At 48.9% G+C, this 25,637-nt stretch carries 21 protein-coding genes and 1 tRNA gene; 12 read left to right on the plus strand and 10 right to left on the minus strand.

Annotated features, from left to right (window positions below; genetic code table 11):
* Positions 1 to 101 precede the first annotated feature (101 nt).
* Positions 102 to 3,485, plus strand: a complete 3,384-nt coding sequence (locus ATORI0001_RS00505) for an InlB B-repeat-containing protein (RefSeq protein WP_003148694.1) — start codon at positions 102 to 104, stop codon at positions 3,483 to 3,485.
* 141 nt (positions 3,486 to 3,626) lie between these two features.
* Here ATORI0001_RS00505 and pflA read toward each other — a convergent pair whose 3' ends face one another.
* From pflA to pflB, 3 genes are read right to left on the minus strand one after another with little or no spacing between them, the layout of a single operon-like run.
* Positions 3,627 to 4,448 carry a pyruvate formate-lyase-activating protein gene (pflA, locus tag ATORI0001_RS00510; protein WP_003148449.1) on the minus strand — a complete coding sequence of 274 codons (822 nt, stop codon included), beginning with the start codon at positions 4,446 to 4,448 and terminating at the stop codon, positions 3,627 to 3,629.
* 32 nt (positions 4,449 to 4,480) lie between these two features.
* Positions 4,481 to 4,732, minus strand: a complete 252-nt coding sequence (gene grcA3 / locus ATORI0001_RS00515) for an autonomous glycyl radical cofactor GrcA3 (protein WP_003148537.1) — start codon at positions 4,730 to 4,732, stop codon at positions 4,481 to 4,483.
* A gap of 53 nt (positions 4,733 to 4,785) precedes the next feature.
* Entirely contained in the window at positions 4,786 to 6,966 is a 2,181-nt protein-coding gene (gene pflB / locus ATORI0001_RS00520) for a formate C-acetyltransferase (protein WP_003148288.1), read from the minus strand.
* A 409-nt stretch (positions 6,967 to 7,375) separates the two neighbouring features.
* Here pflB and ATORI0001_RS00525 point away from each other — a divergent pair, with 409 nt between their 5' ends.
* Positions 7,376 to 8,002, plus strand: coding sequence for a 5-formyltetrahydrofolate cyclo-ligase (locus tag ATORI0001_RS00525; protein WP_237755888.1), 627 nt, complete (start codon positions 7,376 to 7,378; stop codon positions 8,000 to 8,002).
* Positions 8,003 to 8,020: 18 nt separating this feature from the next.
* Here the strand turns inward: ATORI0001_RS00525 and ATORI0001_RS00530 are convergent, their stop codons facing one another.
* The 6 genes from ATORI0001_RS00530 to ATORI0001_RS07600 all read right to left on the minus strand — a co-directional run bounded on the left by ATORI0001_RS00530 (position 8,021) and on the right by ATORI0001_RS07600 (position 13,923).
* Positions 8,021 to 8,905 (minus strand): type II 3-dehydroquinate dehydratase, encoded by an 885-nt coding sequence (locus ATORI0001_RS00530; protein ID WP_003148574.1) that lies wholly within the window; start codon positions 8,903 to 8,905, stop codon positions 8,021 to 8,023.
* 235 nt (positions 8,906 to 9,140) lie between these two features.
* Entirely contained in the window at positions 9,141 to 10,505 is a 1,365-nt protein-coding gene (locus ATORI0001_RS00535) for a shikimate kinase (RefSeq protein ID WP_003148464.1), read from the minus strand.
* Positions 10,502 to 10,771, minus strand: coding sequence for a chorismate mutase (locus tag ATORI0001_RS00540; protein ID WP_003148793.1), 270 nt, complete (start codon positions 10,769 to 10,771; stop codon positions 10,502 to 10,504). The genes ATORI0001_RS00535 and ATORI0001_RS00540 overlap by 4 nt, the downstream gene beginning before the upstream one ends.
* Positions 10,768 to 11,913, minus strand: coding sequence for a chorismate synthase (aroC, locus tag ATORI0001_RS00545; protein WP_003148805.1), 1,146 nt, complete (start codon positions 11,911 to 11,913; stop codon positions 10,768 to 10,770). The genes ATORI0001_RS00540 and aroC overlap by 4 nt, the downstream gene beginning before the upstream one ends.
* 9 nt (positions 11,914 to 11,922) lie before the next feature.
* Positions 11,923 to 13,239: a 3-phosphoshikimate 1-carboxyvinyltransferase gene (gene aroA, locus ATORI0001_RS00550; RefSeq protein WP_003148750.1), complete on the minus strand. Its 1,317-nt coding sequence runs from the start codon at positions 13,237 to 13,239 to the stop codon at positions 11,923 to 11,925.
* Positions 13,240 to 13,248: 9 nt separating this feature from the next.
* A complete protein-coding gene (locus ATORI0001_RS07600; protein WP_003148329.1) occupies positions 13,249 to 13,923 on the minus strand; it encodes a helix-turn-helix domain-containing protein in 675 nt (224 codons plus the stop codon).
* A 181-nt stretch (positions 13,924 to 14,104) separates the two neighbouring features.
* On the opposite strand from ATORI0001_RS07600, the gene ATORI0001_RS00560 reads away from it, so the two are divergent.
* Genes ATORI0001_RS00560 through ATORI0001_RS00570 form a run of 3 tightly spaced genes read left to right on the plus strand, consistent with a single transcriptional unit; the run spans position 14,105 to position 16,170 of the window.
* Positions 14,105 to 14,719 carry a bifunctional 4-hydroxy-2-oxoglutarate aldolase/2-dehydro-3-deoxy-phosphogluconate aldolase gene (locus ATORI0001_RS00560; protein ID WP_003148239.1) on the plus strand — a complete coding sequence of 205 codons (615 nt, stop codon included), beginning with the start codon at positions 14,105 to 14,107 and terminating at the stop codon, positions 14,717 to 14,719.
* A gap of 23 nt (positions 14,720 to 14,742) precedes the next feature.
* Positions 14,743 to 15,060 (plus strand): PTS fructose transporter subunit IIB, encoded by a 318-nt coding sequence (locus tag ATORI0001_RS00565; protein ID WP_003148461.1) that lies wholly within the window; start codon positions 14,743 to 14,745, stop codon positions 15,058 to 15,060.
* Between the two features lie 18 nt (positions 15,061 to 15,078).
* Positions 15,079 to 16,170 carry a PTS fructose transporter subunit IIC gene (locus ATORI0001_RS00570; RefSeq protein ID WP_003148572.1) on the plus strand — a complete coding sequence of 364 codons (1,092 nt, stop codon included), beginning with the start codon at positions 15,079 to 15,081 and terminating at the stop codon, positions 16,168 to 16,170.
* Positions 16,171 to 16,248: 78 nt separating this feature from the next.
* On the opposite strand, the gene aroB is transcribed toward ATORI0001_RS00570, so the two are convergent.
* Positions 16,249 to 17,358: a 3-dehydroquinate synthase gene (gene aroB / locus ATORI0001_RS00575; RefSeq protein WP_003148302.1), complete on the minus strand. Its 1,110-nt coding sequence runs from the start codon at positions 17,356 to 17,358 to the stop codon at positions 16,249 to 16,251.
* A gap of 119 nt (positions 17,359 to 17,477) precedes the next feature.
* Between aroB and ATORI0001_RS00580 the strand changes: the two genes are divergently transcribed.
* The 7 genes from ATORI0001_RS00580 to mreC all read left to right on the plus strand — a co-directional run bounded on the left by ATORI0001_RS00580 (position 17,478) and on the right by mreC (position 25,628).
* A tRNA-Arg gene (locus ATORI0001_RS00580) sits at positions 17,478 to 17,554 on the plus strand.
* 97 nt (positions 17,555 to 17,651) lie between these two features.
* On the plus strand, positions 17,652 to 20,075 hold the full coding sequence (locus tag ATORI0001_RS00585) for an HAD-IC family P-type ATPase (RefSeq protein ID WP_003148462.1): 2,424 nt from the start codon (positions 17,652 to 17,654) through the stop codon (positions 20,073 to 20,075).
* Positions 20,076 to 20,116: 41 nt separating this feature from the next.
* Positions 20,117 to 21,289, plus strand: coding sequence for a zinc ribbon domain-containing protein (locus ATORI0001_RS00590; protein ID WP_003148670.1), 1,173 nt, complete (start codon positions 20,117 to 20,119; stop codon positions 21,287 to 21,289).
* A gap of 105 nt (positions 21,290 to 21,394) precedes the next feature.
* Positions 21,395 to 21,937, plus strand: coding sequence for a peptidylprolyl isomerase (locus ATORI0001_RS00595; RefSeq protein ID WP_003148606.1), 543 nt, complete (start codon positions 21,395 to 21,397; stop codon positions 21,935 to 21,937).
* Between the two features lie 33 nt (positions 21,938 to 21,970).
* Positions 21,971 to 23,392, plus strand: a complete 1,422-nt coding sequence (locus tag ATORI0001_RS00600; RefSeq protein WP_003148183.1) for a tetratricopeptide repeat protein — start codon at positions 21,971 to 21,973, stop codon at positions 23,390 to 23,392.
* A gap of 110 nt (positions 23,393 to 23,502) precedes the next feature.
* Complete coding sequence (mreB, locus tag ATORI0001_RS00605; protein ID WP_003148359.1) at positions 23,503 to 24,546, plus strand: rod shape-determining protein; 1,044 nt, start codon at positions 23,503 to 23,505, stop codon at positions 24,544 to 24,546.
* Positions 24,547 to 24,548: 2 nt separating this feature from the next.
* A complete protein-coding gene (mreC, locus tag ATORI0001_RS00610; RefSeq protein WP_003148762.1) occupies positions 24,549 to 25,628 on the plus strand; it encodes a rod shape-determining protein MreC in 1,080 nt (359 codons plus the stop codon).
* Positions 25,629 to 25,637 lie beyond the last annotated feature (9 nt).

Below are 25,637 nucleotides of genomic sequence, written 5' to 3' on the forward strand. Positions count from 1 at the left end.
TTTGAATATTGTCTATAACAGTGCGATTTGTTATCTGATAGATTATATATAGATTGTGAAGATTTATTTATAAAGTTATTCGGGGTTATTCAGGAGGCACCATGAAAAGAAAAGGTGCAATTTCAAGGATTATTCTTGTGGCGCTCGTAGCATTTTCAATGTCTATGCCGACTCCTGCGCTTGCGGAGATGAGCACAGAGTTTGGGAGTACTCCGGCACAGGGGTCTGCAGAAGCAGTCGGTACCACGGCTCCTGCACAAGCGGAGAAGAACAACAGTTTATCTACTGAGTCATCCGCTGAGCCGAATGAGCCGAAGGATGATAACGTCAAGCATGAAGAAACTCGCACGGAGGCAAACTCCACATCAGAGGCACCTGCAAGCGATTCTTCCGAAAGTTCTACCAACTCTCAAACAGAACCTGAAAAAACTCAAGCCCAAACTCAGGCCAAGGAAGACTCTCAGAAAAACCTTACCCAAGAGACTTGGACAACAACTGCTTCTGACGGCACTCAGATAACGGTCTCGGGAAAGCTCCCTTCCGACGGTAGCGTGTCAGCTGTTCCGACAAATACCTCCATTAAAGGTCAGACAACACTTCTCGCCTTTGATATTACTATTCGCGATGCCCATGGAACAAAATGGGAGCCGGCCGGCTCGCCAATCGCCGTAAACATTTCCTCCTCCCGCATTTCCGGCAACTCCGTCTCGGTCTGGCATATTTCTGACAGTTCATCCGTAGAGCAGGTGAGCAGCCCTACATCTGCTACAGGCTCCGTGTCTTTTACGGCAAAAGGCTTTTCAGTCTATGCCGTAACTACACCTGATACACACTTCACAAAAACCTATCGTTTTCATGTAATAGATGCATCCGGTACCGATTCCATTGTGTCAACTCAGAAACTCTCTGATGATGAGCGCTTGATAGAGCCTGCTACTCCATCCGGAGACGGAACGTTCCGCGGATGGAAAACTTCTTCGGGATCTACCTTTACTGACTTTGGAAAGACTGCCGCTGAGCTTAACGGCGCTGCCCTTGATGCTGCGGCTGAAGCATCCCCGGTTGATCTGTATGCATCTTTCACTGCATCCAATCGCCATGTCGTTTACTTCATGTCTGCTACCGATTCAAACCGCGTGCTCAGTGCAGTGACGTATGCGGATGGCGACATCATTCAAGGTAGCAGTATTCTTCCGCTCGTAAATACCGGAAATCCTGAAACGCAGGCCGTGGGCTGGTCTCGCACAAAAGGAGCAACCCAGCCGGATGCAAGTCTCGGTACCATCGACGGTCAGGATGTCTATCTTTGGCCTGTTGTCAAAGCCGGACATAGCATCACCTTTGATAGCGCTGGTGGATCTTCCGTGGCTACCGAGTATATTGATACGGATGATGTAACCGTTGCGCCGAGCAATCCAACAAGAACCGGATATACCTTTGCAGGTTGGAAGACTTCCAATGGTACAACCTTCACTTTTGGGTCAAAGCTTACCCAATCCATTCACCTTACCGCTTCATGGACACCAAATGCCAATACGGTCTATCATGTGAACTATTGGATACAGAAGTCTACTGATCCTTACAATGCAGCTGCAGCCGATAAAACCTATACTTTATATACCGTCCAAGGTTATACGGCCGCTACTGACGCTACCGTCTCTCCTGCAACTACAGACGTTGCATCAAAAATTGCTGCTATCAATGGCCAGTATTATGGACATTTATTCCTTGATACCGAGCGGAGTGACGGCTCTGCTACGGTTGCTGCAGATGGCAGCACAACTCTAAACGTGTACCTTGATCGTTCGCTGGTACGTGTTAATTTTTACAATAGCAAGGCTGACTATACTAATGATGCCGATAAGACAGGGGTTGAAAACTACTCAGGCAATGCTGCCCATACGTTCTTAGGGCTCTACGGCGCAACATTTACGCCTATTGAACCTGAAGCAGGGTATCGCTGGTTTGACGGTAATCTTTGGTATGCCCAGAGTCCTTCTAGCTTTAAATCACCAGGCAGCAGAAATCGCACGGCAAGCCGTTTCGATTTTTATCCTTATAAGGTGAATCTGACCAAAAACTTTGCTATATACACCGATAAAGCTGATGGAAACGGCTACAGTGCAAATAATGCTTCTTGGATACCTGCCGATGGAACATTTAGTTTCAGTACAAACCAGGCAATGTATTCTTACGTCAAGTACGGCTATTACACGCCTACCGGAACTCCTAAAGACCCGAAAGATCTAAACCTCGATACTGACGTTACTCAGTGGTTTGATATTTCTAAGGGAGAAGGTCCTGCGATATATGATGCTGCCAGTGGAGACGTTGCCTTCAAGCCTCTTCCTGCAAAATATCTCGTCATGGTCAGAAAGCGCATTATTTATAATCTGACTCTCAAAAACGCGGCAACTTCCGTTACCTCTGAAACCACAATCTCAACGGAACAGCGTAAATATGGAGCTTCGTTGGCCGACATCTCAAACTCAACGCCAAGCCGCCCTGCCGGATTGCCACAGTACTACCGATTTGCTGGCTGGTATCGAGACGCTCAGCTGACCATGCCTCTCACCTCTGATAATTCCATGTCTTCAAGTGATACCTCTCTGTATGCTAAATGGGAGCCGGTACCCGTTAATGTCACGTATGTGTACAACAATGGAACACCCAACAAGACCGTGTCAGTACCTGCGCAAACAACCCTCGATGAACCGACGGGGATAACGCGCGATGGCTATGTTCTTGTCGCATGGCTTCGAAACGATGGAAAGCCGTATCGTTTTGGAAGTCCCGTGACGGAAGACATTACCCTTACAGCCAAATGGGTTCCGATAAACCAGACGCATACCATCACCTACGATCTTGCCGGTGGTACAGGCTCTGTTTCAGATCCGATGCACTATGCCGAAGGTTCTGATATTCGTGTGCTCGATGCTTCCGGTGTGACTCCTCCTGCAGGCTCCCGTGGGTTCATTTGCTGGGTTGCAAGTGACGGAACGCGCTACTATCCGGGAGATTTGATTCCGATGGAAACTTCGGATATTTCCCTGCGCGCCGTGTGGGCAAACTCCAATGCCGTACGTCTTGCGTATGATCTCAACTACAAAGGCGCTCCCGATCGTACGTACTCAGATTTCGTTGAGTCAAACGATACGCTTATCATTGATGCGGCAGATCCGGTGCGAGCAGGATATCGCTTCTTAGGCTGGTCCATCTCAAAAGAGGGTGGAGAGCTGCTTCATCGGGGCGATAAGGTGGAAGTTGACACCATAAACGCAGAGGGAAATGTCCTTTATGCTCAGTGGGAACGTATTGATGAGCCAACGCCTGCTGAAAATAAGACGGCTTCAACAAAGGCTCCCGGTGCACTTCCCGATACGGGGGATAATTCGCCTGCCATGATTTTCTCGCTTGCTGCTACCGGTCTGTTTGTGCTTGTAGCATCCACTCTGCATCGTCGTCGCACAGAGCCTCAGGCATAGAGCCACGATTATGATTCGGTGAGTTACGGACAAGCAGTAGTAAAAGATAGCAACAGTAACTTAAAAGGGCGCAGCAAAAACGCTGTGCCCTTTTATTAGCTTGTTTTATACGTGAGGTTTTGTGCGGTGGCAATGCGCCAGCTACAAACCTAGTCGTTTGCGTTCAAGAGCGCGGGCGATGAGAATCTGTTTGCGGATCTCGGGAATACGCTTAGGATCCATGGCAGGTACGCCGGAGAGACGGTAGGGTATGCCAAGTTCTTCGTATTTCTTGGTGCCCATGGTGTGATAGGGGAGCACGTCAAGGCCAATGACGTTGTTCCAGTGGGCTATAATGCGGCCCACGCCGGCAAGCTCTGCGGGAGAGTCAGTATATCCCGGTACGACAACATGGCGAATGAGTACGGGAATCTTACGCCGGGACAACTCGTTGCCAAAGGTAAGCGGTCGTTCCGGTCCCACTTCACAGAGCGCGTGGTGCCCTTTGGGATCCGAGTGTTTGATGTCGAGAAGTACTAGGTCAGTATTGGCCAGCAGCCGTTCAAACAGTTCCGGATGGTGCGGGTCATACGTGATGCCGGAGGAATCCAGACAGGTGTGAATGTGTCCTTTAGGGTCGGTGTGAGCGGCTTCAAACAGCGCGCCGACAAACGCGGGTTGAGCCAGCGGCTCGCCGCCCGTTGCGGTAATGCCGCCTTTACGGTAAAAAGGTCGGTTGCGGTCGTAGAGCGCGAGCACGTCCGCCACGCTCTTCTCATGTCCAATGCCAAACTTCCACGTATCGGGGTTATGACAGTAGGCGCAGCGCATGGGGCAGCCCTGCATGAAGACCACCAAGCGCGTGCCGGGACCGTCAACCGTGCCGAACGTCTCAATGGAATGAACCCGCCCACGCACGGTGAGCGGGTTCTGATCTGCAGATCGTTCGCATGAATTGTCTGGGGTATGTTGCGATTCAGACATGAGAGAAACGGATCCTTGTGCTTGAAAAAATCCTACAGTGCCTCGTGGAAGGTGCGGGAAATAACGTCGTCCTGCTGCTCTTTGGTAAGCGAGTTGAACTTGACGGCATATCCGGAAACACGAATGGTAAGCTGCGGATACTTCTCAGGATGTGCCTGGGCATCAAGCAGGGTATCTTTAGTGAATACGTTGACGTTGAGGTGGTGTCCGCCCTTCTCGGCATAGCCATCAATCATGCTGACAAGGTTATCTACCTGCTCGGGTGCTACTTCGTTTGCTTTCATGGTTTCTCCTTTGAGTATATGTGGCGAGAAGCACGGCGCTTCTCGCCAAGTTGTTATGAACGGTCTTCGGCGCCTTCCGATGCGGACGGATCCGCCTCACAAGCGCAGTCAACGTGGTTTTCGATGCCGACATTGCTGAGGTCAAGATCGGAAAAATCAATGCCGTCGAGGTTGAGTTCATCTTCGTGGAAGAGGATGTCGTTGCCCTTACCAAGCGCATTGGGGATGATTGAGAACGTGTTGGAGATGCCGTCCTGAGCGTCTCCGAAGGGGAGCTTTGCCACGGAGGCCAAGGATGCTACGGCGCCGTGCGTATCGCGACGGTGCATAGGGTTGGCGCCCGGTGCAAAGGGAGCTCCGGCACGACGTCCGTCAGGAGTATTGCCGGTTGCTTTGCCGTAGACCACGTTTGAGGTGATGGTCAGAATGGAGGTGGTAGGTACGGAATCGCGGTAGGTGCCGGTCTCGCGGACAAACTTCATGAAGACCTCAACGATATCGTGAGCGATGGTATCCACACGGTCGTCATCATTGCCGTACTTGGGGAAGTCTCCCTCAATCTCGTAGTCAACGACCAATCCGTCATCGTTTCTGATGGCTTTGACCTTGGCATACTTGATGGCGGAAAGCGAGTCTGCAACAACGGAAAGACCCGCAATGCCCGTAGCAAACCAGCGGTGTACGTGCTCGTCGTGGAGCGCCATCTGAATGCGCTCATAGCTGTACTTATCGTGCATATAGTGGATGGCGTTGAGGGTGTTGACATACACGCCTGCAAGCCAGTTCATCATGTCCAAGTACTTACTCATGACATCGTCGAAGTCAAGGTAGTCTCCTTCGACGGGCTGAAAACGAGGGCCAATCTGGTCGCCGGTTTTCTCGTCACGGCCGCCGTTGATGGCGTAGAGCAAACACTTTGCTAGGTTGGCGCGGGCGCCGAAGAACTGCATCTCTTTGCCGATGCGCATTGAGCTGACGCAGCAGGCAATGGCGTAGTCATCGCCGTGATAGACGCGCATGAGATCATCGTTTTCGTACTGGATGGAGCTGGTGGTGATGGAAATCTTGGCGCAGTAGCGCTTGAAGTTTTCCGGCAGGCGCACCGACCAAAGTACCGTAAGGTTTGGCTCGGGGCTGGTACCCATGTTCTCAAGCGTGTGAAGCCAACGGAAAGCCGACTTGGTAACCTGCGAGCGACCGTCAACACCCATACCGCCGATGGATTCGGTTACCCACTGAGGATCTCCCGAGAAGAGCTCGTTGTATTCAGGGGTACGTGCAAACTTCACCATGCGGAGTTTCATAACCAAATGATCAACAAATTCCTGGATCTCGGACTCGGTGAAGGTACCTTCGGCAAGATCGCGCTCAGCATAAATGTCGAGGAAGGTGGTGTTGCGGCCGATGGACATGGCAGCGCCGTTTTGCTCTTTAACTGAGGCAAGGTAGCCCATGTAGAGCCACTGTACCGCCTCCTGGAAGTTGCGAGCAGGACGTCCAAGCTCCAAGCCGTAAATGTCACTGAGCTTTCGCAACTCACCGAGGGCGCGAATCTGCTCCGAGAGCTCTTCGCGGTGACGAATGGTCTTCTCGTCCATGGTTTTATGCGTACCGGCTTTTTCGGCCTTCTTTTCCTCGATAAGCGCATCGACACCGTAAAGGGCAACACGGCGATAATCGCCGATGATGCGGCCACGGCCGTATGCATCCGGAAGACCGGTGATGATGTGGGAATGACGGCAAGCACGCATCTCATCCGTGTAGACGTCAAAGACACCGGCGTTGTGGGTCTTGCGACGGTTGGTATAGAAGTCAACGATTTCGGGGTCAACTTCATAGCCGTAAGCTTTGCAGGCAGCCACGGCCATACGGATGCCGCCGTCAACCATAAGGGCACGCTTCAGCGGCTTGTCCGTCTGAAGACCGACGATCTTCTCGAGAGACTGATCGATATAGCCTGCCTTGTGCGAGGTGATGGTGGAGACCACCTTGGTGTCCATATCAATGACCCCGCCGTTTGTCGTCTCTTGCGCAAAGAGATTCATGACATCGGCCCAAAGCTTAGTGGTTGCTTCGGTGGGGCCGGCCAAAAACGACTCGTCACCCTCATAGGGGGTATAGTTTTTCTGGATGAAATCGCGGACATCAATAGCGTGGTTCCAGTTACCGTGGGTAAAGTTACGCCATGCAATTGATTGGTCTTCTGTGAGGACCACTTCTGCGCCTACTTGCATAACACACTCCTCTTTTGCAGCTCCGATGACGGGCGCTGCCTTGGGCCGGAAATTACGGTGGCAAAACTCCTCTTTTTGCCACTTCCAGCAATTACTACAACGTTCGTTTTCAGACCACTGGGTTTGTGTATAGCAAGTACCTGACACACACGATAAGCGCACAAAAGGCATTTCCTAAGACACTTGGTCAGTGATTAACTCTACTCTACATATAGTGTGTGATGCAAGTGATTCTCACAACATTTGGCGGTTTTTGGATAATAAGGAGCGATGCTCGTGGCACACTGACATACGCACATCAGTATAAGATGTGAATTAGAAGTCAGAATGGTGTATACAACAAGTATGAAGTCATAAAAGTGATACCCTTTATTTGCTGAGATTCACTGAGGTAAAATTTGTCAGGTAGATGACGTACGTAAAGGCTGGTGGCATGGGTAGTACCTGCGGAACAGATGCTGGAAAAACCGCACTTCGTAAAGAACAACGCAAGGTAAGGGATTTTGTGCCTGAGCGTGTTCGTGCTACCTTGGACGCTCGCATTTTGGCCAATCTTCAAGCGTCTTCTGAATATCAGGATGCTGATTTAGTCTTGACGTATGTCTCTATGGACTCAGAGGTGGATACACGTACCATTATTGCCGAGGCGCTAGAATCAGGTAAGCGCGTTGCTATTCCTCGCTGTACTGCCGAGAAGACCCTTGAATTTGTAGAGATTTCTTCTCTTCAAGGTCTTCATCAAAGCAGGTTTGGCATGCTTGAGCCTGATGCTTCTCTACCTGCATTAAAGACACCGGAATTTGTGGGATCTATTTGTTTGGTACCCGGACTGGTGTTTGATGGATTAGGTAATCGCATTGGGTATGGCGGAGGATACTACGACCGCTTTCTTGCATTTTACCCCGGCCATAAGATTGCACTGGTTCGTACACGACAGCTAAGCTGCAATGAACTCCCACATGAAGCTCATGACATCGCCATTGATCTTCTGGTTACCGATCAGCGTATTTGGCGTGTAAATAACAATTTCAAATAATGCGAGCTAACGTGAGTCCTACGCTTCTGTAAGGTATTTCGCGAGCAATGCAATACCTTCTCGATAGCTCTCGAATCCCTTACCACAACATACGCCTATGCAAGCATCTTTAAGGTAGGAAACGCGGCGATACTCTTCGCGTTCATTGATGTCGGTCAGATGCACCTCAACCATTGGAATCTTTACGGATAGCGCGGCATCAAGCAGGGCTATTGAGGTATGCGTGTATGCTGCCGGGTTAATAAGGATGGCATCGTAGGTTCCAAGCGCATCTTGAATGGCACTTACCAGATCTCCTTCATAGTTGGACTGATAGCATACGCAATCAATAAATCCCTGTCTATCCGCTTCTTCTTTACATATTTTGATAAGCGTGCGGTAATCTTGTTTTCCGTAAAGCTTCGGCTCACGGATACCGAGCATATTGATGTTGGGGCCGTTAATAATCAAAAGCCGCAATCCCTGCTCATCTTGAGTCAGTTCTTCAGGGGTCACAGATTCTTCTTTTGGGTCGGTGTCAAACGTCCCGGTATGGGAGAGATTGTCAACCGAAAGATCAACGTCGCGCAAAAGAGATATCAGCTGTTCAACTTCCTTCTCGTCGGAGGTGGAACCATCTTCAGGTATAGGTATGACCTGAGATGCTTGCGTATGATTGCAACAAGCGGTGATTGCGGCATTTACCTGCTGTGCAATATTTGGCCCAAAGACAACTTCAATGCCGTTGATACCTCTGCCCACAATGCCAAGAACGCCTTGCAGGTTTCCAAGTTGTTCAGTATCGATACGGGTGGGGTCAGTAACGGTGAGACGCAACCGCGTCATACAGACTTCGTTACTTACAAGATTATCCGAACCTCCGATTGCCAAAAGAACGTTTTGTGCCGCTTGCTGCGAATCCATCATGCACCTTTCGTAGGTATAGACGCGTTAATGGATTCCCCATAATCCATTAAGAATTTATGAAAGGGGAGTTGGCTTTCAAGCTATATGCTCACAAGAAAACGACCCCTTATTTGAGACACACAGTATACGGCGAGAAAATCCATGAGTCCCGCAGGTCTACCATTCGCTCGGTAGGCGGAGAGATATACGAGGTAAAAGGTTTGGAGATATCCGTGAGCGGTTGTCCGGGGGTCTATAGCAAGAAGAGAGACTTGAGCGCGCGGGCATCCGTGAGAGGAGAACCCGTACAGGTAAAGTACGTATCTTTCCAAGCACGATAGAGCGGCATACGTCTTTGTGCTATCTCTTTGAGATCATATAGGGCACTGAGTGGCCGATCTTTTATGGAGAGACCTTCAATGGGTCGATCAAGAAAGACTAGGTGTCCATTTTGCTTCAGATAGTCATAGTTGACATCCCGTACAACCACACCTCCACCACACGCAATAATGGATCCTGTTTTTGAGCCCACATGCCGGGTAATTCTTGATTCAATGTCTCTAAAGTAAGTTTCGCCATAGGCGCGCAAGATTTCCGATGACGTTTTCCCTGTTTCATCGTGTATGGCAACGTCAATATCAACGCAAGGTCTTCCACAGAGTTTTGAAAGTTCAACTGCCGTACTTGTTTTGCCAACACCGGGCATACCGATAAGTACGATGTTTTGCATCTTTTGGGCAAGAGTACTCTCAATGGCTTCAATTTTTTTAGAGTCCATCTGTTGGAGCTCTATCGTGGGGCGCGTGGCACGTGCGGGCGCGTTTGGTGCCTGAAAGAGCGTATGCGCCGCGTATGCTTGGGCAACAAGCATACCGAGACCGTTTTCCGTGGCTACACCGCACCTTTGTGCTTCAAGAATAAGGCCGCTTCTTAGCGGATTATAGATGAGATCAATAACACCGCTAAGTTTAGGAAACGCCGTAAGCATGCCATCAGGAAGTGGACTTTTTGGGCAGGCAGGATACATGCCGACGGGCGTACAGTTCACGATGAGAAATACACGGCGGCTACAATCGGGCACGTGGTTCTCGGTAAGGTCTTGATAGGTAATCCAGTCATTGCAGAGAGTATGTCGAGAAAAGAGAGAAGTACTTCTCGACACGCCAACGACATACGCGCCAAGTTTTGTACAGAGATAGCTCACGGCGCGACCGGCGCCACCGGTGGCGCCCAGCACCAAAACGGTCTTTTTGTTTAAGAAGTCGTGAACAGAAAGGCCTGCTGTGAAACGGGCAAACCGCTCTAAAAGCCAGTGAAATCCCATTGCGTCAGTGTTTTCGGCAAAGACGGTATTGCCGTATCGCACAAGCGTGTTGGCTGCTCCTATGGTACGTGCCGCTTCACTTGCAACATTGGCGCTAAGAAGTGCTTTTTGCTTGTATGGAATTGTAACGTTAAGCCCTTTCCAATTCTGACTTGTGAATACGGCATCGACCTCGTCAAAGGCAGCCTCGATAAGAGCATAGGAGTCGGTCCCTAACAGCGCATGAATCTCCGGCGACCAACTGTGCGCAAGATGTTCTCCTAAAAGGCCGTATGATGCGGGGATTTCTTTCATGAGAGGTGGCTCTGCCGTGATTTGGCCGCATCCATTAAAACGTGCATAAGCGAGACCGTAGACGGTTTGAGATACTCAGGGACGGATGCCTCTGCCATCTCAATCTTTTGCCGCTCACGGCTTGGATCCGGTATTGAAAGGTTGTGCTCGCGTTTATATACGCCAATTTGTGCTGCCAGACTTGTACGTTTGGCAAAGAGATCAAGAATCTGTGCATCGATCGCATCGATTTGCACGCGCAGTTCCTCAAGCGTGTCTGTACTCATAGTCCCACCTCGTATGGATTGCGTTTTGATTCTTGCGGCCAGGAAAGCTCTGCATCGAGAAGAGCGAGGGCGCATACGGCTTCCACCACAGGAACGGCTCTGAGAGCCGCACAGGTATCATGACGTCCGTGGACCTCAAGAGTTGTCTGGGTATTTGAAGACAGGTCAACTGAGCGCTGGGGAAGTGAGATACTTGAGATGGGTTTGAATGCGCATGTAAAGAAAAGAGGCGCTCCGGTTGAAATACCCCCAAGAATGCCGCCCGCGTTGTTCGTTGCGGGTTGTACTTCACCGTCTTGTACAACGTACGGATCATTATTTTTACTACCACGGGTACGCGCGGCTTCAAAACCAAGGCCAAATTCAATGCCTTTAACCGCAGGGATACTAAAAATGGCATGTGCTATGGTGCTTTCGAGTCCTTCAAAGAGCGGAGAGCCCATGCCGGCGGGAATACCCGTTGCTACACACTCAACAAGACCTCCGACACTGTCACCCGCATCGCGAGCCTCCCGTATGGCCGAGAGGATCTTCTCGCCCGCCAAATCATTGAGAACGGGCAACCCTTGTTTGGCATGGAGATGGGAAATTTGCTTGGATAAGAGCAGCCGTGAAGCAGGGGAGGCATCAAAAACCGCGAGCGTGTCGTCTTTTATTCCGGCAACTTCTTTAAGATGTGCGGCAATATGAATTTCTTGCGTGGAAAGTGCCTGGATGGCAATGCCTCCGGCAAGGCAAAGCGCCGCCGTAAGGCGTCCGGAAAACTGTCCGCCGCCTGAAGCGTCCTGGCGTCCGTGCCATTTGTACCAGGCGGCAAAATCGGCATGTCCCGGCCGAGGAACGGTACTGAGGTAGTCGTAATCGCCTGTGCGTACGTCGGTATTTTCAATGATGGCCGCAAGGGGAGCTCCACACGTTGTTCCCTTGGAAGTAAGTCCTGAGAGAATACGGAATGAATCTCTTTCATGGCGCGGAGTATCTCCGGAAAACGAGCCGGGTGTACGTCTGGCAATAAAGTGTGTAAGCGCATCCATGTTAAGGTGCAAACCCGACGGTAAACCATCAAGAACGCAACCAATCGCTTTGGAATGAGACTGTCCGAAAACGGTAACGCGCAATGTTGTTCCAAATGTTGAAGGCATACGTACCTGCTATTCCGTTGTGTCCGTAAGTTCCACATTGCCACCGAGAGCACGGAAATCCTCGAAGAAGGCGGGGTAGGATTTGGCGATCGCTTCCGCATGTGTGACGGTGGTTGGATTGTTCGCAAAGGAGGCGGCAACCGCGGCCATCATAACAATGCGATGATCGCTCTCGCCATCGACGCTTCCTCCGTCAAGAGAGCCGTGACCTTCAATAACGAGAGTGTCATCGCCCTCAATATATGCCCGGCCCCCAAGAGCGCTTATGGCAGCGGTAATGCTCTGCAAACGATCGGACTCTTTTAAGCGCAGCCTTTGAACGCCACTGAATTTCGATGTACCTTCCGCAAACGCCGCAACAATGGCAAGCGGCGGCACCAGATCGGGCGTGTCGGCAACGTTAAGTTGAATGGCTCGGAGATGATCGTACATGGCCGCGGCAGTACTTCCGTGGCGAGAAACACGTGCGCCTACGAGTGAAAGCGCAGCCAATATGGTGCGATCACCCTGTTTGCTTTGCATGTTGAGGTCCGTAACTTCCACACCCGAGCCAAGGGCCCCTGCAGTAAGCCAAAAGGCTGCATTTGACCAGTCACCTTCGACTTCGAGAAGGCCGGGGGTTTGATAGCGGACATTGTCGGAAACATAGAATCTGAGGTATTCGGTATCGTTTTCTGTTACGTGGGTCTTCTCGACACCCACGCCGAACTTTGCAAGGACCGAGCAGGTAAGATCTATATACGGTGCAGACTCAACCGGCTCAGTTACCAGTACCTCAAGATCTTGCTCCATAAGCGGAGCTGCCATAAGAAGTCCGCTTACAAACTGTGAGGAAATATTGCCCGGCAATACAAAGTAGCCGCCTTTAATCTGCCCAGAAACCGAAAGAGGATAGGAGTCTTCCGGAGACAAGCGTGCCCCGTGGGACACAAGTTCCTCGTAGAAAGGTGTAAGAGGCCGATGGGCGAGCGTACCTTCAACATGAAGTTCAACCTTACGTCCAAGGGCACAGACTAAGGGAAGGAGAAAGCGCAGGGTTGAGGCAGACTCACCACAGTTGAGATCAAATCGGCGCAGGTTAAAGAGGACGCGTTTGGGTTGCTTGATGGGTGAAACGCGATAGCCTTTTGATGTTTTGGCAAAGTGAGCGCCAAGTGTCTCCAAACACGCAATGGTAGCGTCAATGTCTTTTGATGCGGTATGGCAGGTAATGTCTGTAATACCGTCGGCAAAAGCCGCACAGATGAAACTTCGGTGAGCCTCGGATTTTGAGGCGACACTGCGAATACTTCCTGAAAGCTCATGTGGAATAATAGTTGCTAACACGGTGTACTCCTAAAGAGTCTTGAGCGGCTGGAACCAAATAATGGTTCCAAGTACTTCAATGGTGCTATCTATATCAGAGATGCCGATGATGATATCGTCCAAATTTTTATTATGACTGTAGGGAGAGAGCATAAGGTGCTTGGCACCCTCGTTCCAAGTACGCAATATTACATATGATTTTTGATTCCACAATGTACTAAGCTCCTGATAATTAAGTACCTCTACAGCAACGATTGATCCATTTTTTGGTTGCTTTTCATTGGGATCTACAACAACAGCAACACCTTGAGGAATCTTGAGATTGTATCCGTCATCTTCAACAATGAAAGCAAATAGATTTTTTCTGTTTTGAGCAATATATGCAGGAATGGAAATCAATATGCATGAATCTTCTTTGACATTTCCATGAGTATCAAACAATACCTTTATGAGGGGAATTTTGATCTGTTCATCAGAACTGAGGGTGGATTTGTATTTTTGAGCTAGACCATAAGTATCAGATATAAGATCGTCTTCTGAAATCCCGAATGCATTACACAGTTTCTTTAAAGATTCTTTTCTAGGGAGTGATCCTTTTCTCCAACCGGTAACTGCACCAGCAGTAACACCGCTTAGGCGGGCGATTTCATCTTGTGTCACATTTTTTAATACGAGAAGAGCCTCTAAATTTTCAGAAAATCCCATAGAAACCTCATTTATATCGCTGGCGGCTGAGAAACAACCGCTCACCGCAAATAAATTGAGAAAAACTAAAACTCAATTTAGAATTACTAAATAGAAGAGGTTGAATCTCAATACTGAGAATACCTCAAAATGAGCAACAGATGTATGAGTCTTTGCCTATCAAACGAAAGAAGGGGTTAATATGGACGCAAGCTTTGGTTCGGTTACTCAAATATTACGCGGATATACCTATGAGCAGGTACGATTGGTTGTCTCCTTACTTGTAGGAAGTAAGGTACATAATGTTGAAATAACTTTAAACTCTGATGATCCATACACAATCATAAGGAAAATTTCAGCCGAATTTTCTGATCATTTGCATATTGGAGCTGGAACTGTACTTACGTTAAATGAACTTAGAAATGCAGTGAACGCAGGAGCTACATTTGTTCTTTCTCCAACCATGATGTCTCAAGAAATGTTTGATTTTTGTAAGGAAAAAGGCATACGAAGTGTTCCAGGGGCATTTACACCTTCTGAAATTCGACAGTGTTTTTTAGATGGTGCCGATATTGTTAAGGTTTTCCCCGCGAACGAAGTTTCACATACCTATGCATCTAAAGTTTTGGAACCACTAGGGTCTTATCCTTTGATGGCTGTTGGTGGTGTAACAGCAGCTAATGTAAAAGAAGTTTTTTCCGGTGGTTACTCATATGTTGGAACAGCAGGTGGAATTTTCAAAAAGAAAGACATTATAGAGATGAATGTTAAAGCTCTTAAAGAAGAGCTGCAGTTTTTTGAAGAGAACCTTGTGTAGCTTAATTTAAGAAAGGGATATCTATGAAGATTGTTGGAGTAACTGCGTGTCCTACTGGTATTGCACATACGTATATGGCAGCTGAGGGACTTGAAAGGGAATGTCGTAAACGTAACTTCGCGGTAAAGATTGAAACCCAGGGGAGTATAGGGCCGGAGAATGAACTTTCACAGGAAGATGTTGATTCAGCTGATGTTGTGATACTTGCAGTAGGAATTGTTATTGAAGGGGAGGAACGCTTTGAGAATGCTCTCGTTTTGCATGCGGATGTGAATAAGGCTATTTCTCATCCAGAAGTAATTGTTGATGCAGCGGTAAAGCTGTTTTGTGAATCGCAATAGACAGGAAGGTGGCAATGTATGGAAGACAAGAAACTTAAAGCTTTTGGAAAAGACATCCAAAAACACTTGCTCAGTGGCGTCTCCTTTATGATTCCGTTAGTAGTTGCAGGTGGTGTTATCTATGCAATTTCGATTTTGGGGGCCGTGTCTACTGCTAAAGGACTTATTCCAAACGGTCCGATAATGACGTATTTAAGTGTACTTGGTAAAGCTGGTCTATCTCTAATGATTCCTGTATTTGCAGGATATATTGCATATTCAGTTGCCGGACGTCCTGGTCTTGCACCTGGTTTTATTATGGGATTCATTGCAAATAATACTGTTCAAGTAAATGGAATTGACGTAAAGTCCGGATTTTTAGGCGCCTTACTTCTAGGACTTATTGTTGGATACATCGCTAAATGGATGAAATCATGGAAAGTCAGTAAAACAGTAAAAACTATTATGCCTATACTCATTATTCCAACGTTGACAACATTAATTGCAGGAGCACTTTATTACTGTGTTATTGCAATTCCATGCTCATGGATTATGAATGCTCTTACTGAAACAATGAACAACCTTGAAGGTGCGAGCAAATATGCTCTTGCTGCTGGTATTGGAATCTTTGGTGAACTTGATTATGGCGGACCGGTAACTAAAGCTGTTTCGATGTTTACTCTTTCTTTAATTAATGAAGGAAACTACTTCCCGAATGGACTTTTCCGAATAATAGTTGCAGTACCACCTATTGGTATTTTCTTCTCTACACTTATTGCGAGAAACAAGTGGAGTATTGAAGATAGGGATCTAGCGAAATCAATTGCAATTATTGGCTGTCTTGGTATTACGGAGGGTGCTATACCTTTTGCAGTAAAAGATTTAAAGAGGGTAGTTCCAAGCTCAATTTTTGGTTGCGTTGTTGGAGCAGCTATCGGTGCATTTGGGGGAGTTTCATGTCCTGTACCTCATGGTGGTTTTATTGTATTGCCCGTTGTTGGAGAACCTCTTTGGTTTTGTGCAGGTATAATTGGTGGAGCACTTGCAACAGGAATCTTACTTTCTATTTTGAAAAAACCGCTTGAATCTCAGGAAACTAACAAGACTGATGCGTCCTTTGCCATTGTTTAGTTCATGCTTTTGAGGTGTTTTATTTTATATAGCGAGAAGCTCAGACTTCTCGCTATACCTGTTTTATGAGTTTTCGATCTAGGCAAGCTTTATCAGATCCGAAAGCGTCTCAAAAGAAACGGGCATCACTGACGACGTGCCGATGGATTTTGGAACGATGATGTTTAGGACATGATCGGTTCGTTTTTTGTCTCGTTTAATGTACGCGAGAAGCTCTTCGGATTGATAGGGAGACTCCGTAGGCAGGTTATATGCCCTCACGCAGTTCTCTATGGCATCGGCGGTTTCTTTGCTGCACCAGCCTTTCTTCTGACTTATACGCCCCATCATACAAAGACCGGCTGCCACGCTGTGCCCATGGGGAAGCGTGTAGCTACTTGCGGCCTCGATTGCATGTCCGAATGTATGTCCCAAGTTCAGCCGAATACGAACTCCATGCATATCAAAAGGATCTTGCTCAACAAGGGTCTTTTTGATGTTGACGCAAGTTATAACGATATTGGTCAGCCAGTCTAAGTTCTTCTCGTGTATTGCAAGGTTACTTCCCAAAGGAGCGTGGTCCAGTAATTGAGAGAACAAGGTTTTATCGGCCATAACGGCGCACTTTATTACCTCCGCAAATCCTTCTTCTATATCTTGTGCCGAGAGGGTTTGCAAAAGAGATGTGTCGGCTATAACGAAACTTGGCTGCCAGAAAGTCCCCGCCTGGTTTTTACCGGATGCCAGGTTAATCGCTGTTTTTCCTCCCACGGAAGCGTCAACCATGGAGAGAAGAGTCGTTGGCATGGTGACGTAGCGTATACCGCGAAGATAGGTGGAAGCGGCAAATCCTGCAGTGTCACTGACCACGCCTCCGCCAAATGCAATGACGCAGGAGTTTCTCGTAAGCTCGTTTTGTGCAAAGTCAGACCAAAGCATCTGTAAAGTTTCAGGTGATTTTGTGTGCTCACCGCAGGGAAGGATGGTCTGGGAGATATTTGAGAAATTCCGGTAAAGTACCGCTTTCAGCCGATTCAGGTAGAGCTTTGATACGGTTGTGTCAGAAACAATATGCAGATGTGTATCAGAGTCTATCCAAGTGGCCAATATGTTGGCGCTTTCGGCAAGCACATCTTTGCCAATAATGATTTCAGAAGAATTTTCAAGTTGATATTTTGAGAGGTCAAGGCTTAGTTTTGAATACGTCATATATGTCCTCATCTTGTGCTTTGGCGTGTGTTGTAGTGAGTCTAACATGGTGGGTATCTTGTGCACATAAATTTTCAACTTGAATTAGGGTAGGGGTGCTCGCTATACTTACCAACCATGGCCCCGTAGCTCAGTGGATGAGAGCGTTTGCCTCCGGAGCAAAAGGTCGTGGGTTCGAACCCCACCGGGGTCACCATGTATGAAGCACTGATATCTGCTGCATTCATGCTGACAAGAAGTGCTGGCCTGGCATATATGCCTTGAGATACGTGCCAAATTTTGGCTGGAGAATGATGATAAACGCTACAAAAGAGCAGGATAGCGTAACTTTACAAGGTTTAAGTTCAACAGAAGTTGCCAAGCGGATTGCAGATGGCCGCGTCAATACCAATACGGATGTAAAAACAAAGTCTATTCCTGCCATCATTAAAGACAACGCACTGACGCTTTTTAACGTAGTAAACGTTGCCATGGCATGTTTAGTGCTTCTAACGGGTGAGTTGCGAAACGTCCTTTTTATGGTGGTAGTTTTTGCAAATCTGTTGATTGGCATCGTACAAGAAGTGCGCGCCAAGCTCATGGTAGATCGCCTGAGCCTTTTAGCAGCTCAAAATGTGACGGTTATTCGCGATGGTCATGATAAGGCCATATCTCCTTCTGAGCTGGTAGTTGATGATCTCATTCGGCTTCGTACGGGAGACCAGGTTCCGGCTGATTGCACGTTGGTTGAAGGATTGCCGACAGTTGACGAAAGCCTGCTTACGGGTGAGAGCAAGCCTGTCGAGAAGAGACAAGGCGACGAGCTTCTCAGCGGAAGCTTCATAGATTCAGGTGGTTTGGTGGCTTGCATTACACGTGTGGGACAGGATGGTTATGCCGCACGTATTAATGCCGAAGCAAAATACGTTAAACCCATAAACTCAGAAATCATGCAGACGGTTAACTCAATCATCCGCACAGGCTCAATTGCCCTGATACCGCTTGGAATAGGGCTTTTTTTGCGCACCTATCTGCACGCACCAAACGATGTTTCTGCTGCCATCTTATCTTCGGTTGCTGCTGTTATCGGTATGATTCCGCAGGGTTTGGTGCTTTTGACCTCTTCGGTTTTGGCCATTGCCACCGCCCGTCTTGCGTTTAAGAAAGTGCTTATCCAACAAACGTACTGCATTGAGACGCTTGCCCGCATTGATACGCTCTGTTTGGATAAGACCGGAACAATTACCACGGGGAATATGGAAGTTGCTCATATTGTTGACGCTGACCTGGACCTTAAATCCGATGTCTCACATATCATAGAGGCGCTCGCCGCCATTACGGACGCCAATAGGCATGATGCGAACGACACCGCTCAGGCAATCCTTACCTATCTTGCGGCGCATGACGTACGGCCTCCACGTATTTCTCGCGCCATACCGTTTACCTCGGCACGTAAATATTCAGGTTGCATAACCAATGATGGTATATGTTATGTTATGGGTGCGGCTCAGTTTGTTATGAACTCGGAGATTGCACAGCGCTCTCTCGCGTCGGGTATCTTCGATGAACTTGAACGAGTGCTTGTGGTCTGCCAGGTGGAGGGCATATCTGAAGACAACGCCATTATTGGCACGCCGCAACTCTTGGGTTTTGTCGGTATCCAAGACCAGATCAGACAAACCGCTCCAGAAACAATTCAATACTTCATACAGCAAGGAGTTGACCTTCGCGTTATTTCCGGTGATGATCCACGTACCGTTGCTGCCATTGCACAGCGAGCCTGCATTCCTCATGCGGATGCGTGGGTTGATGCGACAACACTGAAAGACGAGAAGGACATTGCGCACGCGGTTGCAACCGCTCACGTATTTGGCCGGGTCACCCCACAGCAAAAGCGTCTTTTGGTGCAGGCACTCCAGGCTGAGGGGCATACGGTAGCAATGACGGGCGATGGCGTGAATGACATTCTCGCACTGAGAGAATCGGATTGTTCAATATCCATGGCATCAGGATCTGCTGCGGCTCGAAATGTTTCTGAGATTGTTTTGGTTGACAACGATTTTGCTCATATGCCTGAGGTTGTGGCAGAAGGACGGCGCTCAATCAATAATCTGCAGCGTTCTGCATCACTTTTCTTGGTAAAAACGGTATTCACTGCAGCGCTTGCTCTTTTTTGCATCATTATGCCGCCGTATCCGTTTATCCCTATTCAGATGTCTCTTCTCTCCTTTGCAACAGTGGGATTCCCGTCTTTCGTGCTTGCGCTTGAGGCGAATCACGATCGCGTACAGGGTAACTTCCTCAAAAACGTACTCAAACGTTCACTTCCTGCTTCGGCGGCAATTACCGTTTCTTTGGCGCTGGCCATTGTATGCGGACGCCTAATGGGGGTATCACGTGCTGAGGTATCTACTGTCTGTCTTATGGTGACCGGAATTATTGGAATTTTGCTCATTTATCGCATTTCACTTCCGCTCAATACGCTCCGCGGAACTCTACTTGCCGCAGTGAGCTTGATGGTTATATTGGGATGTACGGTTCTTAGATCGTTTTTCCGCATCGTCTGGTTGATGCCCAATATGTATGGGCTTCTCGCTCTTGCACTTGTTGTCGCGCTTTGTATTTTCAATCGGCTCTATACCTTCCTTCAAGATCGCAGCAATCAAAGTCGGATATTTGCAGTTTTTGTTCGTGTTTTTGGTGGGAACAATAATATGCGCACGCCAAGCGATGCATAAAGAGTACTATAGCTGAGACGATTACACGGAAAGGGGAGCGTATGCGTTGTCCAAAATGCGGAGTCATTGTTCCTGACGGAACACCAAAGTGCCCGCATTGCCATGCGGATTTTGGCCATACGCAGCGAATTCCCGTAACGGATGCACAGTGGTGCCCGCATTGCGGAGCACTTGTGGAAAAAGATATGGAGCTGTGTCCTAAGTGTGGCATGCCGCTTCCTAAAGCGCTCCGTCAAAGTGCTGCTCCCAATCCAATTCGCCCGCAAAGAAATCTTCGACTTCCTGAGATAGAAGAAGAGTTATATGGAACCAAGCGGGGAAAAGTAACCGTTTTAGGTGTAGATGTGACATCCGGCGAGAAGAACGTCTCTGCTCAGGAAAATCCGGATCCACACGTCTCTGAAACTTCCGCCAAAGCAACGTCTGAATTTGATGGCGCACACACACTCGATCCCGATTCCACCGCCGTGGTAACTCTCAATGAACGACAGCCGGCACCTCGTTTTGAAAGTGCCATTCCTTCGGAGCCATCCCGCAACGGAGACAGTGAAAGGGCTGAAGGTATGCCCGGTTTACGTGTCGTTATTTTTACGGCAATCCTAGCTCTTATTGTGGTGGGGGGCAGTGTGCTCTTCATTACGCATCCATGGGACCCTTCTGGTAATGAAGAAAAGACAACACAAGGTACCGATCTTTCAAAACAGGGATTTCCGGGCGTCGTTGAAAAGCTTAAGGGCCAAGATAACAGTGATACGTCAGCTCCAAGTACTGACAGCGACCCTTCATTTGACGCGATGGAAGCGGATTACAAGAAATTATCAGAGCTTGAAGAGCGCTTGAACAGCAACGAGGCCACCTTTGACACCGTTGCCATTACCGCCTCAAAAGAAGATCGACAGAAAGCCGCAGATGACACTCAACAAACGGCTCTTGAAATCAGTAATTTAATTGACGATATCAATAACATTGATGACGCGGCCGGCGTGTATAGAACCCAACTGGACAATCTTGCCAAATTGGGCAATTGGCTGCGCAACCGTTCGGACGCACTTGAGAAGGGCTGGAGTCTTTCACTTGCCGCCGAAGACCCAAAGAGTGCCAAAGACCGAATTTTAGAACCGGTAGACGGTATGCGCGATGGGTCCGGAAAAAGTGAATATCAGCAGCTCTTTGAGAAGAATTATGATTCTTGGAAGCCCACAAAAAAACAATAAGTGCCATCGTTTTGTTTGCCGAAACTATGAAAACTGTAGACAACTGCTAAAATAACAAAGTTATGACATGTTTCCACCATAGCGTGGAAGGCAGGAGGACAAAACATGGGCTTTGGGCTTGATCCGCTTTATACCCCAAAACGTCACGTTACCGGCACGGAGATAGCGGTCTTCGATACTTCAAAGGGCACCATTCGTGTCCAGCTTGACGGTGTAGGTGCGCCAATTCATGTTGCAAATTTTTGCGAACTTGCCGAGTCGGGCTTTTATGACGATACAAAGTTTCACCGTTATGTTCCGGGGTTTGTCATCCAAGGAGGAGATCCTTACACGCGTGAGATGAACCCAGCCGATGTGGCCGCAGGTCGTCCGGGTGCGGATGGAATTCCGGGAACCGGAGGTCCGGGGTATCGCATCAAAGCTGAGTTTGCCAGCAATCCTCACAATTTGCATGACGATGGGGCTCTTGCAATGGCTCGCTCTTCTGATCCAGATTCTGCGGGCTCTCAGTTTTACTTCTGTCTTGGATCTCAGCACGGATTGGATTCAGGATACACTGTCTTTGGCAAGACGCTTGAGGGTAAAGCCGTTATCGCTGAACTTCGAGCAGGAGATGTACTGCATTCCGTTCGTATTGAGACCGCATAATTCTTTTGCATAGATAAAAAGTTGGAGGAAACCGTGAAACAGCAGGCATATGAACAAGGAAAGGCTGCCTATCAGTCAGGTGATTGGTTACGAGCCGTTACGCAGCTTGGTCAGGTAAAAGAGGCTGGCGAGAAGAACGGTGAAGTTGACCATCTACTTGGCAATGCATACATGAAGCTGGGTCAGTTTGAATCCGCAGCATATGCATACAACTCAGCACTTGAAGACGTGGCGTACGGAAAAGTTGGCGCTCTTCTCACAAATAGAGGTCGCGCTCTTTTGGCTGCCGGTCAGACACAAAACGCCATTGACGTACTTTCAAAGGCTGTTCAAGATCCGTCATATCTCACCCCATACAAGGCCTATCTTGCTTTGGGTTCAGCATATGAGCAGCTTGGAGATACGAGAAATGCCGGCATTGCGTATCGTAATGCTGCGGTTGACGAAGCAAATCCACATCCCTCAGGGGCTCTTCGGAGCCTGGGTAAGAGCTTCATGGGTCTTGGCCGTCCGGTTGATGCCGTTGAGGCATATCGTACCGCGCTTGATTTTCTGACACCCCTTGAGAGCCAGGCTGAAGTTTACTGCGCGCTTGGTCTTGCCTATGTGGCGGCCAACCGTATGTCCGAGGCCGTGGACGCATTTTCACACGCAACTTCCGATGCTTCCTTTGTCATGCCGGATGACGCGCGAGCCGCGTATGAAGCCGCGCAGAACGCCGTTGCAAGGATCCGCTCCCGTAAGCCTTCCGAAACCGATGCATTCTTGCAGGCTGCAGGATACGGAAATTACGATCCGCTTGATCCCATGGGTGAATCCGGTGAGCTTATTCCTTCTGCGGAAGACACCGGGTTCTTCTCGCTTTCCGAGGAAGACATTCTTGCGCAGGATAAAAAAGACAGAAAAGTTCGTCGTAAGCACCGCCATACCGGACTTAAGGTTTTTCTTGTCATCTTAGTTCTTCTTGCGGCGCTTTGCGGAGGCGGTGTCTTTGCCTATACGCAAGGATATGGCTGGCCAACTCAGCAATCAGTGATAGAAGGCATTTTCTCTGCCAAAGCACAGGGTACCAGCGGAAATATCAAGCAGTATATTACCAGTACCGTTGATGACAAAAAGGTGCAGGAGATTAGTAATACGCTGCCGTCCTCGGGCACTCCCACCATTTCCGACCTCACTAAGACGGCGACAACCTCAACGGCACACGTTACGGTTAATACGGGAAGTAACGGCAACATTGAGTACACCATTGCACTTGTACGCGATGGTATTGGCTGGAAGGTCTCAGACGTTGTAACCAACTATGTACCAAGCAACGGTCAGCAGCAGACGGACAATAACCAGCAAACAAATGGTCAGACTCAAACACAATCTCAGTCCAGAACCACAAACACCGAGCAAACACAGACAACGCAAACAGAGAACAACTCGAATTTATCTCATTCATCTAACTAAGTTGTGAACTTCTCAGCCGTCCCGTGCATGCGGAACGGCTGAGCGTTACACTAGAGACACTGTTGGGAAAGAACCGGATGCACAAACCATCCGATAGATGATTGGAAACCATGTCTATCTTCGATTCGCTCTTCGGAGAATATAGCGGAGACCTCGCAATTGACTTGGGAACCGCAAACACGCTGGTTGCCGTCCGCGGCCAGGGCATTGTCATTAACGAACCTTCTGTTGTTGCTATCGACAAGAGCGAGAGTCGCGTTTTGGCAGTAGGTGCAGATGCAAAACGCATGATTGGCCGCACACCCGGTTCAATCATTGCCGAGCGCCCACTTAAAGATGGTGTTATTGCAGACTTTGACGTCACCGAAGTGATGCTTCGGTACTTCATTGAGAAAGCGCGCGAACGCAAATATCCGTGGTCGCCGCGGCCGCGTGTCGTTGTGTGTGTTCCTTCCGGCGTTACGTCTGTCGAGAAGCGCGCCGTCTTTGAGGCAACCATCCAAGCGGGTGCCCGTCAGGCATATCTCATTGAAGAGCCCATGGCGGCTGCGATTGGTGCCGATCTTCCCATTGAAGATCCTACGGGGTCCATGGTCGTTGATATCGGCGGCGGTACGACTGAGGTAGCGGTCATCTCCATGGGAGGCATTGTCGTCTCGCAGTCGATTCGTACCGCAGGCGATGAATTTGATCAAACGATTCTTGAGCACGTACGTGATGCATATAACCTTTCAATCGGAGAGCGCACCGCGGAGGACATCAAAATTAAAGTTGGCTCTGCGGCACCTTTGGCGGAAGAGCTCGACGTTGAGGTAAACGGCCGCGATGTCATGAGCGGTCTTCCTAAAACGGTCCGTATTGAGTCGGAAGAGATTCGTCGCGCTTTGGATCGCCCGCTTGATGAGGTCACCAAAGCAGTAAAAGATGCTCTCGATGTTACGCCGCCTGATTTGGCGTCCGATCTTATGTATTACGGTATCCTTCTTACCGGTGGCGGCGGATTACTCCGCGGCCTTGATCAGCGGCTTCGTGAAGAAACAGGAGTTCCGGTTAACGTGAGCCCTACCGCTCTTGAAAATGTTGTTACCGGCTGCGCAAAAGTACTTGAAGCCAATGCTCTTTCCGGTGGGTTTGTTCAAAGCGCAGGCCAATAGGAATGCCGTTTACTAACGGAGCAAGAGGACTCTCATCCGGCCTCAAAGACAATTCAACAAAGCATACTGGCGGTAGGACGTTTATCATCCTGTCAATTCTATCTGCCGTGCTTCTGACGGTAGGGGTACGCCTCGGTGAGACGGGACCGATTGCGGTGGTCCGTGGGGGCTTTAATACCATCACCATGCCCATTCGCGTTATTGGCTCTGCAGTGACCGCTCCTTTCCAGGGAGTCGGCAATATCTTTGTGAACCTGACGGCAAACCAGGAAACACTGACGCAGCTCCGTGAAGAGAACGAACAGCTTCGTTCCCGTAACGCAGAGCTTGAAGAAGCCAATACGTCCGTGCAGAGACTGCAAGGGCTTCTCGATCTTCAAAATACATACAACCTCAAATCCACGGGTGCGCGCGTAATCTCCGGATCGAGCGATTCGTGGAGTTCCACCATTACCATAGATAAAGGCTCCATCTCCGGGCTTGCGGTTGGTATGCCGGTAACCGACAGCTCGGCGGCAATCGGACAGATTATTTCCGTCAGTCCAACCAGCTCAACGGTGCGGCTTATCACCGATGAGCACTCTGGGGTAGCTGCAATGGTGCAGTCAAGCAGGGCACAGGGAATTCTGATGGGATCGGCCTCGGGACAGCTCACGCTTAACCAAGTCCGCACGGACCAAACGGTCAAGGTGGGGGATACCATCGTGGCAAGCGGTTTGGGCGGCGTATTTCCCAAAGGGCTTCCTTTGGGAAAGGTGACGAGCGTTGAGACCAATCCCGGTGCTCTGTATTACACCATTGTGGTTGAACCCATTGGACATGTGACAAACAACGAAGAGGTCATGGTCATTACTTCTCTTACCGAAGAGCAAAAGGCAACGGCAGAAGACATTGCTGAGGCAGATACACAAAATACGGGAGGAAATACGTCTTCAGGCGCAAGTTCGGGCTCAGGATCAGACGGCAACGACAAGAACAAATCTGATTCGTCCTCAAACTCCACCTCAAATGACAATGCTCAAACGTCTCTTCCTGCTCCTTCCAATACCGCCCAGCACAATCAGACAAGCCGGACGGACTAGGGGAGCATT

It is taken from the genome of Lancefieldella rimae ATCC 49626 (assembly GCF_000174015.1).
Taxonomy (GTDB): Bacteria; Actinomycetota; Coriobacteriia; order Coriobacteriales; family Atopobiaceae; genus Lancefieldella; species Lancefieldella rimae.